This window comes from Bacteroidota bacterium (genome assembly GCA_019637975.1).
GTDB lineage: Bacteria > Bacteroidota > Ignavibacteria > UBA10030 > UBA6906 > CAADGV01.
Map to the genome: position 1 here is coordinate 110,668 of JAHBUR010000007.1, position 12,529 is coordinate 123,196.

Consider the following 12,529-nt stretch of genomic DNA (forward strand, 5'->3'; position numbering starts at 1 on the left):
CCATGCATGATACCGTAGCTTTGAAAATCGAACTTCCTAAGATTCCCGATATCGAGTTGGTTGCGATTGAAGGGCTGGAACGTCTCGGCCGCCATCTCGGAATCACCGACGAGAAAGTTGGGGAAGCCCGCGTACTCGTTACAGAAGCGATCATCAATGCGCTGGAACATGCAGGCGAAGAGAACCCGGTTGTCCAGGTCGAATTCACGATGTCCAAACAAGAGTTGACGATTTTTGTCAGGGATTACGGGAAGGGATTCCAGCCTTCGGCAATTCAATCGCCGGACATCGGGAAGAAATTCGGCTCGAAAGACAAGCGCGGGTGGGGATTGCATCTGATGAAATCAATGTCGGATGATTTCCGCATCGAGTCGAAAGAAACAGGAACAAAGATTACGCTCATCAAGAAACTGACGTAGGATCGACAATGGAACAAGAGTTTACACTGACATCAGAAGTGCAGGACGGGTGTCTGGTGATTGCAACATCGGGATATGTCAACAACAAAGGCGGCGAAGCGATTGCGCAGGAGTTCAGCAAGCATTTTGACGCCGGCATCAAGCGCGTGATCATCAACCTGGCGCAATCAAAAGTTGTCAACTCCATCGGCATGTCTTTTCTGATCGAGATCATCGAACGGCTGGAAGAAACAGGCGGCAAGCTCGTGTTCACCAACTTGGATCCCGGTGTCGAGAAGATGCTTTCTATTATGGGATTGTTCAACTTTGCAGGGAAAGAAAAGACCGTGCAGGATGCCCTCAAGTCATTCTCAATATAGCAGTTGCGGGCACCCACGTGGCATCTCAGCATCTCGTTGACCGGCTTTCTGTTCAAATTGATTCATTGCAGGATGGATTTGAAGCCCTCACTCGTGCTACGAACCTGAAAGAACTGTCCCGACAGTTCTTCCATCTTCTTCGCGGAAATTTCGTCACGTCGGAAATCTCCATTTATCGAAAACAGAAATCCGCCGACTTATGGGAATTTCTGTACGGCAAAGGGCACGAAAGCTCCGAATATCTCGGCGAAGCGTCAACGACGTTTGCGTTGAAGGGATTCGGCGGAAAAGATCCGAAACTGACTGCCGTTCAGCCGCTGGTGGATAAATCATCGGCGGGCGTTGTACTGGGACGCAAGCTCGACGGCAGCACGTATTCATCCCTCGACAAAATCTCACTTCAGATTTTTCTCCAACTCTTCGCAAATGCGTATCAGGCACACCTTCAGCAACGCAAAGAGAAGGAACTCATCTTTTCTCTCAATCACCGTCTGCTGCAACTGAACAGCCTCATCGATACCGGTATCGAATTGACGAGGCCGAGAAAGGGAGTCTCGCCCCCTGTTCTTGCTCTTGAGCGGGCCGCGGTTCTGACCAACGCATCGTGGGGTACATACAAGAAAACCGTTCAGGGGCAGTCAATGGAAGAACTGGTTTTCCCGGCCGGGACGAAGCCGCATCGTATCAAGGACAAGCGCCATCGCATTCATGCGGGATTCAAGTTTCGTGATGCAACATACGCGTTCAATCTGTACGAAAAGGAAAGCCGGGCAGGCACAATCCCGTTTGACGAAACCGACACGATGCTTCTTGCTGCTGTGTGCCGTCAGGTTCATGCAGTGATTGAAAACCAGTTTCTGCATAATGAAGAGTTGGAGAAGCAAAAAATCGAGCAGGATATTGCTGTTGCCGCGGCAATACAAAAGCGGATAATACCGGAAAGACTTCCCGCAATCCCGGGCTACGATCTGTTCGGTATCAATATTCCGACCAAGGCGGTCGGGGGGGATTATTACGATTGTATTCCTTTAGCGAACGGAACGTATGCGTTCATCATGGCGGATGTCGCGGGGAAGGGCGTTCCTGCCGCGTTGCTGGTCAGCAGTTTTCATGCTTATCTGACGGCGTATCTTGAGGTGGAATTTTCCTTGCTGACGCTGGCGCAGAAACTCAACAGCGCAATGTACCGTTCGTCTACTCCCGAACGGTATATTACCGGTATCGTCGGTGTTCTCAATCCGTCGACGGGAGAGTTGGAGACGATCAACGCCGGGCACAATCCGATGTACGTTCACCGGAACAACAGTACGGTGGAGGAATATGCGAATGGCGGCATAGCATTCGGCATGCTCGACATCGACTTTCCGTATCAGAGTGATCGGATCATCATCCAACCGGGAGAACGCGTGTTGCTGTACACGGACGGCGTTCCCGAGGCGATGAACAGCGACGAAAAGCTCTACGACACGAATGATTCGTTCAAGAAATTCATGATCAACAACCGGCCGGAAGGCGCGGAGCATTTCATACATTCGCTCATGAGCGATGTTTCCTCCTTCACAGGGTCGGCTCCGCAAAGCGACGACATTACTGCCCTGTATCTTCTTCGACGTTAACTTCGCCACACTCCATTCGTTGTTCCGAATCAGCATCAGGTCGGGGATAGCAAAAGAATCTCAAATTCCTTATCATGTTCAGTACCTTTTTCAGCGTGCAGATCGACACTCAAAAAGGGCATTATTCGTCGGTGGAGCCCGCTTTTCGGGGTTTCGCCATTTCCAACGGGGGAAACACACAAGCGATGTCGTCGAGAGCCTTTCTCACGCAATTTCATGAGTTCAGCCGCCGGAAACATCTCATTGAAGAGCGTGATCGGATTATTGCCGCAGTCAGCGGCGGGGCCGACTCGATGGTATTGCTGGATTTGTTGGCAAAGGAGCAGGAGTCGTTCGGGCTGACGATTATTGTTGCTCATTTCAACTTCCGGCTGCGGGGAGCAGAATCCGACGGTGATGAAGCCCTTGTCGCGCGCAGCGCGCGCCACTACGGATTTGAATTGTATGTGGAGCATGCCGATACTGAAGCATTTGCCCAGCAGCATCGTGTCGGGATTCAGGAAGCCGCCCGCATGTTGCGGTATGAGTTCTTTGACAAACTGTTGCTTTCGAGCGGATTTGACAAAATTGCCACGGCACATAACGCCGACGACAATGTTGAAACGATCATGATGAATCTCTTCCGCGGCTCCGGCGTAAGCGGACTTGCGGGGATTCCCGTATATCGCGAAGACCGGCGGATTATCCGGCCTTTGCTGTTTGCTGAACGGTCAGAGATTGAGGCCTATGCGGCAGCCGGGCATCTGACGTTCCGCAATGATTCTTCCAACGAGAAGGATTATTACACCCGGAATTTTATCAGGAATCGTATACTCCCTCTGATCAAAGAGGAAGTGAATCGGGGTGTTGTTTCGACGATGAATCGATTGGCGGAAGTGTTTCGTGAGTTGGATGTGTTCCTGAAAGAGACAGCGCACGCCCGGTATCAGCCCGTTGTCGTGTTCGACAGTAATGAGGAGCTGCATCTTTCCATTTCAAAGCTGAGGACAATTCCGAAGCTCATTCAACATTACATTATTATGATGGCTTCGGAAGCGTTCTCCGGAACAAAACTCGAATACGATCAAGTAAGCCGGGTTTTGGAGTTAACAGAAGGGTTGACCGGGTCGCGTGTGGAAATCGACAAGAATTCGGTTGTCTATCGGGATCGGGATCATCTGGTCTTTCGACGCGTTGAAGAGAAGGTGGAGTTCCGGTTTGCAGTTCTTCCGGCTCATCGCTACCGGTTCGAGCGGTTCGAGTTTTCGTCGGAGATTCTTGAAACGCGCAGCGCGCCGACGAACGGGAGGAACACGGAGTATATTGATGCGGACAAGGTCGAAGGCCAGGAACTTGTCATCCGCTCGTGGCGGGAGGGAGATTGGTTCGTTCCGCTTGGCATGACGAGCCGCAAGAAGCTCAGCGATTTTTTCGTTGATGCCAAGATCCCCGTGTTCGAGAAACCGTTTATTCCGATTCTCGAAACAAAACGGGGCGACATTGTGTGGGTGTGCGGATACAGAATTGACGAACGATTCAAAGTGACGTTGGAAACGCGGAGGGTGATGAAACTTCATTTTTCTTTACTACCAAAGCAGAATGCCCTTCAACAAAAAGAGTCTGAAAATTAACGGGGATCGCTTCGTTGTCATGCTGAGCGAGCGTCGGATCAAAGCAAAAGTGAAAGAACTTGCCCGGACGATCAGCAAAGACTACAAAGGCACTGTGCCGGTGTTTATCGGCATACTGAACGGCTCATTCATCTTCTTTTCAGACTTGATTCGTGAAGTGAGTATCGACTGCGAAATCGACTTTCTCAAACTCTCCAGCTACGGAGATGCGAAGATTTCGTCGGGGAACGTCCGGTTGCTGAAGGATTTGAATTGCCAGGTGGAGGGACGTGACATCATCATTGTGGAAGATATCATTGATTCCGGGCTCTCGATGGAGTATATCCGCGATCTGATCCGCCATCAGAACCCAAAGTCGTTTCGCGTTGTTACTCTACTGTACAAGAAAGATGCGGTAAAGACGCAGATGAAGATTGACTACATCGGATTTTCGATTCCTAAGGATTTTGTGATCGGGTACGGCCTTGATTACGCGCAGAAACTGCGGCACCTCAAGGCAATCTACCGGTTGAAGGAAAGCTGATTTTACGTTAACGAGGAAGAGATGGACGAAAAAAAGAAAACAGACGGTGGTATGCGCTCCGGGGATTCGGACAAGAAACGCGGGTTTCAGCGACCAGCAAAAAAACGTCCCGGGCAGCAATTCCGACCGGACGATGATTTCAACTGGAACAGGGTGCTGAAGGTTGTTCTCAGCTGGTCGGCAATTATTGTTCTCGTGTTTGTGATGATGCAGATGTTCAAAGGACCGGAAGGTGCCGAGCAGGAGATCACGTACACCGAGTATCAGGCATATCTGCAAGCAAATGATATCGCCGAGGCCACAATCAAAAAATCGGATTTGGCCAACTACGATTTTCATGGCAAGTTGCGTGAACGCAAGAGAGTGATGCGGGGCGGCAAGGAAGTTGTGTTTGATAAGTTTGTTCTCACCCTGCCGATTCTCGACAGCGCTGTCATAAAGGATTGGACTGACCGCGGGCTCAAATTCACCGTTGTTCGTGAAGACAATACGTGGATCAGCGCGCTGATCGGGATCCTGCCGTGGATATTGCTGCTGGTTGTCTGGCTTATCATCATGCGACGGATGCAAGGCGGCGGGCCGAAGGGCATCTTCTCCTTTGGAAAGAGCCGCGCAAAAATGCTGAACGAAGGCGCCCCAAAGGTGACGTTCCTCGACGTCGCCGGAGCAGACGAAGCGAAGGTCGAGTTGCAGGAGATTATCGAGTTTCTCAAAGAGCCGACGAAATTCCAGAAACTCGGCGGCAAGATTCCCCGCGGCGTGCTTCTCCTCGGCCCTCCCGGTACGGGAAAAACTCTTCTCGCCCGCGCCGTTGCCGGAGAAGCGGGTGTGCCGTTCTTCTCGATTTCTGGTGCCGATTTTGTCGAGATGTTCGTCGGTGTTGGAGCGAGCCGTGTGCGCGATCTGTTTGAGCAGGGAAAGAAAAGCGCTCCCTGCATCATCTTCATCGATGAAATCGACGCCGTCGGCCGTCACCGCGGCGCGGGTCTCGGCGGCGGACATGATGAACGTGAACAGACGTTGAATCAGTTGCTTGTTGAGATGGATGGCTTTGAGCAGAATAGCGGCGTCATCATCATCGCGGCAACCAATCGTCCCGATGTGCTCGATCCTGCTTTGATGCGTCCGGGCCGTTTCGACCGGCAAGTTGTTGTCGATCGTCCCGATGTGAAGGGGAGAGAAGGAATTCTCCGCGTACATACGAAGAATATTCCTCTTGCTGAAGATGTGAAGCTCGAGACGCTTGCCAAGGGCTCGCCGGGACTTGCGGGCGCCGAGCTTGCCAACCTCGTCAACGAGGCTGCGCTTCTTGCCGCACGGCAAAATGACAAGGCCGTTTCGATGCGTCACTTTGAAGAGGCAAAGGACAAAGTGATGATGGGGATGGAACGGAAGAGTATGATCATTTCCGAAAAGGAAAAGAAGATCACTTCCTATCACGAAATCGGGCATGTGTTGGTGGCGCGGATGATTCCCGAAGCCGACCCTGTGCATAAAGTGACGATCATCCCGCGCGGCAGGGCGCTCGGTTTGACAACCTACCTGCCGATTGATGAAAAGCATACATACTCGAAGGCGTATCTCGAAGCGATGATCTGCTACGCATTGGGCGGACGGGCAGCTGAGAAGCTGATTTTTGGTGAGCTGACAACCGGCGCCGGCAACGACATTGAGCGTTCCACGGAAATCGCCAGAAAAATGGTGTGCGAGTGGGGAATGAGCGAGACGCTCGGCCCGTTGACGTACGGCCAGAAAGATGAAGAGATCTTCCTCGGGCGGCAAATCACGCGCCAGAGAAACTACAGTGAAGACACGGCGATTGCCATTGACGCGGAAGTGAAGAAAATTGTCGAGGGAGGTATGAACCGGGCGGAGAAGATTCTCCACGAAAATATGGATTTGCTGCACCGGCTTTCACAAGCGTTGCTCGAACGCGAAATTCTCGACGCAAACGAAATCGACACGATCATCCGCGGTGAAGAGCTTCCGCCGCTGGAAAAACGGGGGAACGGACACATCGAACCTGCCCCTGTTGGCTCCTCCGATATCAAGAAATGAATGGCTTTCCGAATGTCGAGCAGAGTTATGCTGTTGAATTAGTCCGCAAGACGATTCACCTCTGCTCGCTTTCGATTCCCGTCGTCTATTACTTCATCACCAAATCCACGGCGCTGTCCATTCTTCTTCCTCTCACGCTGCTGTTCGGGCTGTCCGATCTTGCCCGCGTCTATCACCCGCCAACCAGGGAACTCTATCACAAGCTGTTTGGCTGGCTGCTGAGAAAACATGAGTTGGATGACGGCGAACGGAATCTCAACGGGGCGACATACGTTCTCATTGCCGCCTGTCTGTTTATCTGGATCTTTCCGAAAGTTGTGTTCATAACCGCCTTCTCCATTCTGATTATTTCCGACACGCTCGCGGCGTTGGTGGGACGCAAGTTCGGCAAGCGCCGGTTTCTCAACAAAAGCCTGGAAGGCGCGGCCGCTTTTTTCCTGAGCGCCCTTGTGGTGGTTGCCCTCACCCCGAAAGTCGATGGCGGGTGGATGGAATATCTGATCGGCGGGATTGCCGCATTGGCGGGAGCCGTTGTCGAGTCGTGGCTCACGAAGTTTGACGACAACCTCTCGATCCCTCTCGTCGTCGGGGCGGTGATGTGGGCGTTGTATGCACTGCTGCTTCCCGCGGTCGACGTGTATGCCCTCGATATGCTTCGCTGAAATTCTGCATGACCAACTTCACACATGTCTATCTTTCCGGCGGGATGGAGTACGCCGACAACGAGGGGCGTGACTGGCGGCAGGAGATGCACACTTGGCTCGAAGAAAACCTCAAGTGCAGAGTCTTCAATCCCAACGTCGAAAGCGACCGCTTCTTTGCCCGCAACTACCCCCGTATCGACGTTCGTGCGCTCAAGGAGAAAGACATCGTGACCTATGCGGCGATTGTTGCGCAACTCGTTGACATCGACTGCAAGGAAATTGCCGAGCGGTCGGAGCTGGTGATTTGTTATTGGGATGATTCCGCGATGCGCGGCGCCGGCACAAAAGGGGAGTTGACGATGGCAAAGTACTTCAGCAAGCCGGTGTACATGGTCACCTCCATGCCCTACACCGAAATTCCCGGCTGGGTGTTGGGATGCACAACGCTGATCTTCTCATCGTTTGATGAGTTGAAGAAGTTTTTGATGATGTGAGCCAATCGATCCCCATCAGCGTGATTGGAATACCCGATTGATTTTGCTATCTTTGCTACAAATTAACAATTCTCCTCAGGTTTCCTCCATTGAATGAACTTGTAGAAATATTCCCTACTGAACGGCAGAAGCTCTACGAGAGGTTTGCAGACAAGCTTCAGACGGCGTCTCATCTCAATCGCCAACTTGTGAGCTTTCAGGCGAACAAAGAGGAACCGATTTATCGCTGGTTCAAATACAAGGAGGGGTTTTCTTCAGGGCTCGTTAAGTATTTCCTGAACAAGTATTCAGATAAACCGGGGAGACTTCTTGATCCTTTCGCCGGAGTAGGAACAACCTTATTCGCTGGCCAGTCACTTGGTTGGGATTCTTATGGCATTGAAGTTCTACCCGTTGGCGTTTTTGTTATGCAGACAAGGGAGGCCTTGCCCAAGATTAATCCACTTAATTTAAGCGAGAGCATCCAGACCTTTTGGTCAGAATTCGACAGAATTGAGAATTCCAAGACCCTTTTCAATCACATATCAATCACAAGAGATGCCTTCCCAGATGACACTGAAGTTGCCCTAAATCGATTCCTTACATACTGCGAAAGTTTGCATAACAAGGACATCAAAACACTCTTGAGGTTTGCCGCATTCTCTCTTCTTGAAGAAATCAGCTACACGAGAAAAGACGGGCAATACCTCAGATGGGACTACCGTTCCAAGAGGGACTTGGCAGGTAAACCTTTCAATAAAGGCAGAATCCTCACTTTCGAGCAGGCATTAAGATTAAAACTCTCTCACATTGTGGCCGACCTTGGCCCTCAGAATGACTCACTCTTTGACACTCCAAGTGACAACGGGCACGATAAGCGGCCCATCAATATCATAGAGGGGTCATGTCTAGCGAAACTGCCAACTCTAGATAATGACTCCTTCGATTTCATTGTAACATCGCCGCCATACTGCAATCGCTATGATTACACAAGAACTTACGCGCTCGAACTAGTCTTTCTCGGATGCGATTCTGACAAGGTACGCAACCTGCGCCAAGAACTTTTGTCATGCACCGTCGAAAACAAAGAGAAACTAGAACAACTGAGACAACTCTACACTTCTTTCGGCAAAAGTGAGTCCTTTGATTCGGTGCTTCGTGTATACGATTCTTCACTTGCAATGACTGAAGTGAACGCCATCCTAGCCGAACTCAATAAATTGGAGAAACTCAACAACAACAATATTCCGAGAATGGTGCGCAACTACTTTCTCGAGATGTGTTTTGTAGTCTCCGAAATGGCCAGAGTTACCAAGAGTGGCGGGTATTGCGTTATGGTAAACGACAATGTTCGCTATGGTGGTGAAGAGATTCCTGTCGACCTTATTCTCTCCGAGTTTGCTGAGGGATTTGGCTTCATCGTTCGGAATATTTTTGTCCTGCCCAGAGGCAAGGGAAACAGCAGCCAACAGATGGGAAACTATGGTCGAACGGAAATTCGAAAGTGCGTGTATCTATGGCAAAAACGATGAGACGTCAAAGTCCAATCACATCAGCGGAAGACCTGGTTACTCCGCGTGAGAAAACAAGGGCTGGTTTTATATCGCTTGCCCTGGAGAAAAACTACTTAGCTGTCCCTTACATCGAAGAAGCAAAGGCATTGAAATCGCTTGCAGCCAGGGTTTCACACCCCACAGACCTACTGCAAGTCAAAGACCTGAGAGTTGGTTTGCTCACCGCTTCGGGCCTTTCCGACAAATCCTTGAACTATTTGACTGAAACAGATAAGACGCTCGCTATAAAGGAAATGATAGAGAAGTTTCTTGAACCAGCGGGGGGGGACTTCATCGATGAACTCGTTTATCGCTATCTGCTGACGAAGGGGGATGCGTTAGGCGGGAAAGCAAGAAATCTCGCTGGAGTCTTGGGCGAGAGAAAGTTCTTGCGCACATTGTTGTCGGTTTTCAATCTATCGGGCATCAGCTACCAATGGAAAGATGACGAAACTAATACATGGCATGCACGATTGAAAGATGACACAGATATCGAAAAGCGAACCAAAGGCTTGTACTGGGCAAACAATGGGCGCAACCGGCTTCTGATGATGAACATCAGAGTGCCAGTTGTGGAAAAGAACGTCGACCTGTCAATCTTGGACGGTACAGTCCTTGACTTGCGCAAGGGCAGTCAATCCATTTTACACAAGACCGACGCATATGTAGCCCTTGGAGAACTAAAAGGCGGCATTGATCCCGCTGGCGCAGACGAACACTGGAAGACCGCCAATTCTGCCTTGGAGCGAATCAGAATTAGTTTCAGCAAGAGGAAGGAGAAGCCACGGACATTTTTTGTCGGTGCGGCAATCGAGAACAGTATGGCTTCTGAAATCTTCAAGCAAATACAAAGTGGAGCTCTCGACAATGCTGCAAACCTTACAAATGATAACCAGTTGGCATCTATCTGCGAGTGGATTGTGAATTTGTAGGTTGTAAAGAACCCTTCCGGCTGCCACGGCAAGATTGCTGTGTCAAGGAGCCGTGACAATATCCTCGGCTGAATCGTCACGGCGCGATGAGTATGCCCTGCTGCCGTGACGACCGAGGCTCTTAAAATTGAAGCGAAGGCTGTTGAGATGACGTACCCGCAGGTGATGTAAGCTCATGTGTCGGGACGGGAGTCCCGAACTACAGTCGAGGTTCATTCGTTGATATTTCCTGCACGAATGCGTACTTTAATACAGCAACAATGTGCCAACGAAGACTACGAAGGAACGACAGCCATGGCTGAACAGAGCATGACAGCAATCTCCGAAACCTCAGTGTACGACGCCCTCCGCGAATGTTACGATCCCGAAATCCCCGTCAACCTTGTTGACCTCGGGCTTATTTATGATGTGAAGATTATCGACGATTGGGTCGGCGTGAAGATGACGCTGACTTCGCCGGGCTGCGGCATGAGCGGCATGATCTCACAAAACGTACGGAATCGTGTCATGAGAATCCCCGGCGTTAAGGAAGCGGATGTTCGCATCGTCTGGCAACCCGCCTGGACTCCGGCCATGATGTCGGCTGAGGCAAGAAAGAAATTGGGGATGGGCGGCTGACCGCTTCACTTCACCCAAAGAACCGTAATGCCGGGGTTGCTGCAGTTCAGATCGATATCCGGGTATTGTCCCACTTCTCCCCGCATTTCCTGAACATCAGCGTTGTACATTTCGTAGTCCTCGCCGTTGATGACTTCCCTCACCCGTGAACGCTGACGGAATGCCCAATTCCGAACCACCTCTCTCGTCGAGCCACCCTTGCCACTGCTGCCATGACCGTGAATGATCTTGAGAATGCAAAGCGCCTTCGAGTTTCTCACCATCGAAAGCGCTGCACTCAGCTCCCGTTCAACAACATCGGGATGACGCGGCGGGTGTGCGACATCTATTGTATGAATGACACTCATGCTCGCCCTGTTCATTGCTATTGGCAGACTCAATAAATATATTTTTTCCGTCAACAACATCATGAAGGCCGCTACTCTGACACACAAAGACACGTTGCTTCTTCAGAACGCCCGTTTCTACGAGGCATTCGAAAGCGCCGACCTTTCTGCATTGGATGATGTGTGGAGTCATGCCGGAAGCGTGAAGTGCATCCATCCCGGCTGGCATCTGCTCGAAGGCTGGCCTGCAATCAGGGAAAGCTGGGAGAGGATTTTCCGGGCGAACGCCAATATGAAAATTTCTCTTCGCAATATTTCGGCGGAGATACGGGGAACATTAGGCATCGTGACGTTGATTGAAGAAATCTCCTACACAACTCCGAACTCAATCCGCACAGGTTCGATCATGGCGACAAACATCTTCGAACGGGTTGATGACGGTTGGAAGATGATTCACCATCACGGCTCTCCAATGATGGTAGCCGAGGAAGAGGGAAGTGACAACAACTTCCGGTACAACTGATCTGATGAATTCCCGCACGCATTCTTCTCCGTCCATTGAACGGGCGTTCAAACATTGTGAAGAGATCGCCCGCACGCACTACGAGAATTTCCCCGTTGCATCTTTCTTTCTCCCCAAACACCTCAGGCCCTACGTTGCAGCAGTGTATGCCTTCGCAAGAACAGCCGATGATTTTGCCGACGAAGGCTCGATTCCTCCGGAGCAGCGGTTGGAGAAACTTGAGGGCTGGCAGCGACAATTGGATGAATGTTATGATGGGAATGCCGAAGACCCCATCTTCATTGCGTTGGCCGAAGTCGTGCGTGAAAAGAAGATTCCGAAACAATTGTTGTCAGATTTGCTGACGGCCTTCAAAATGGACGTGACGACGAACCGGTATGCGACGTTCGACGATCTCATGTTTTACTGCAGGCATTCGGCAAATCCCGTTGGGAGGATTGTGCTTCATTTGTTCGATGATGCCTCCGAGCGAAACATGATGCTGTCTGACTCGATATGTACGGCGTTGCAGCTTGCGAACTTTTGGCAGGATATCGGCGTTGATGCGAGCAAGGGACGCATCTATATCCCGCTTGAAGATATTCGTCGTTTTGGCTATACTGAAACGGATCTTCTGGCCCGGCAACGGGATGAGCGTTTCATCGGGCTGTTGAAGTTTGAAGTTGAACGAACGCAAGCGCTGTTTAATGAGGGACGCCCGCTGTTGAGTGAAGCCACTCGTCGTTTGCGGTTTGAATTGGCCCTCACGTGGCACGGCGGCGTAATGATTCTCCGGAAGATAGAGCGTCAAGAGTACAATGTGTTTGTTCGTCGTCCGACGATTACCTCGACGGATAAGTTTTCAATTGTGATGAGATCATTGTTTCAGCGATAGG

At 50.9% G+C, this 12,529-nt stretch carries 14 protein-coding genes; 13 read left to right on the forward strand and 1 reads right to left on the reverse strand.

Annotated features, from left to right (window positions below; translation table 11 throughout):
• The first annotated feature begins 2 nt into the window (after nt 1-2).
• The 11 genes from KF749_05335 to KF749_05385 all read left to right on the forward strand — a co-directional run bounded on the left by KF749_05335 (nt 3) and on the right by KF749_05385 (nt 10,805).
• Entirely contained in the window at nt 3-419 is a 417-nt protein-coding gene (locus KF749_05335; GenBank protein MBX2990579.1) for an ATP-binding protein, read from the forward strand.
• A gap of 8 nt (nt 420-427) precedes the next feature.
• The gene (locus KF749_05340) at nt 428-778 is read left to right on the forward strand and encodes an STAS domain-containing protein (GenBank protein ID MBX2990580.1); all 351 of its coding nucleotides are present in this window, start codon (nt 428-430) and stop codon (nt 776-778) included.
• A 17-nt stretch (nt 779-795) separates the two neighbouring features.
• Nucleotides 796-2,394 (forward strand): PP2C family protein-serine/threonine phosphatase, encoded by a 1,599-nt coding sequence (locus KF749_05345; GenBank protein ID MBX2990581.1) that lies wholly within the window; start codon nt 796-798, stop codon nt 2,392-2,394.
• A 74-nt stretch (nt 2,395-2,468) separates the two neighbouring features.
• Entirely contained in the window at nt 2,469-4,004 is a 1,536-nt protein-coding gene (gene tilS, locus KF749_05350) for a tRNA lysidine(34) synthetase TilS (GenBank protein MBX2990582.1), read from the forward strand.
• Nucleotides 3,973-4,527 (forward strand): hypoxanthine phosphoribosyltransferase, encoded by a 555-nt coding sequence (gene hpt, locus KF749_05355; GenBank protein ID MBX2990583.1) that lies wholly within the window; start codon nt 3,973-3,975, stop codon nt 4,525-4,527. The genes tilS and hpt overlap by 32 nt, the downstream gene beginning before the upstream one ends.
• 51 nt (nt 4,528-4,578) lie before the next feature.
• The gene (gene ftsH, locus KF749_05360) at nt 4,579-6,585 is read left to right on the forward strand and encodes an ATP-dependent zinc metalloprotease FtsH (protein MBX2990584.1); all 2,007 of its coding nucleotides are present in this window, start codon (nt 4,579-4,581) and stop codon (nt 6,583-6,585) included.
• Nucleotides 6,582-7,247: a dolichol kinase gene (locus KF749_05365; GenBank protein MBX2990585.1), complete on the forward strand. Its 666-nt coding sequence runs from the start codon at nt 6,582-6,584 to the stop codon at nt 7,245-7,247. The genes ftsH and KF749_05365 overlap by 4 nt, the downstream gene beginning before the upstream one ends.
• Nucleotides 7,248-7,255: 8 nt before the next feature.
• Complete coding sequence (locus tag KF749_05370) at nt 7,256-7,723, forward strand: hypothetical protein (protein MBX2990586.1); 468 nt, start codon at nt 7,256-7,258, stop codon at nt 7,721-7,723.
• Nucleotides 7,724-7,812: 89 nt separating this feature from the next.
• A complete protein-coding gene (locus KF749_05375; GenBank protein ID MBX2990587.1) occupies nt 7,813-9,234 on the forward strand; it encodes a site-specific DNA-methyltransferase in 1,422 nt (473 codons plus the stop codon).
• Entirely contained in the window at nt 9,231-10,187 is a 957-nt protein-coding gene (locus tag KF749_05380; GenBank protein ID MBX2990588.1) for a restriction endonuclease, read from the forward strand. The genes KF749_05375 and KF749_05380 overlap by 4 nt, the downstream gene beginning before the upstream one ends.
• Nucleotides 10,188-10,496: 309 nt before the next feature.
• Nucleotides 10,497-10,805: a DUF59 domain-containing protein gene (locus KF749_05385; GenBank protein MBX2990589.1), complete on the forward strand. Its 309-nt coding sequence runs from the start codon at nt 10,497-10,499 to the stop codon at nt 10,803-10,805.
• 5 nt (nt 10,806-10,810) lie between these two features.
• Here KF749_05385 and KF749_05390 read toward each other — a convergent pair whose 3' ends face one another.
• The gene (locus KF749_05390; GenBank protein MBX2990590.1) at nt 10,811-11,152 is read right to left on the reverse strand and encodes a hypothetical protein; all 342 of its coding nucleotides are present in this window, start codon (nt 11,150-11,152) and stop codon (nt 10,811-10,813) included.
• On the opposite strand from KF749_05390, the gene KF749_05395 reads away from it, so the two are divergent.
• Both KF749_05395 and hpnC read left to right on the forward strand, forming a co-directional pair.
• A complete protein-coding gene (locus KF749_05395) occupies nt 11,151-11,654 on the forward strand; it encodes a nuclear transport factor 2 family protein (GenBank protein MBX2990591.1) in 504 nt (167 codons plus the stop codon). The genes KF749_05390 and KF749_05395 overlap by 2 nt on opposite strands.
• A 64-nt stretch (nt 11,655-11,718) precedes the next feature.
• Nucleotides 11,719-12,528, forward strand: coding sequence for a squalene synthase HpnC (gene hpnC, locus KF749_05400; protein MBX2990592.1), 810 nt, complete (start codon nt 11,719-11,721; stop codon nt 12,526-12,528).
• Nucleotide 12,529 lies beyond the last annotated feature (1 nt).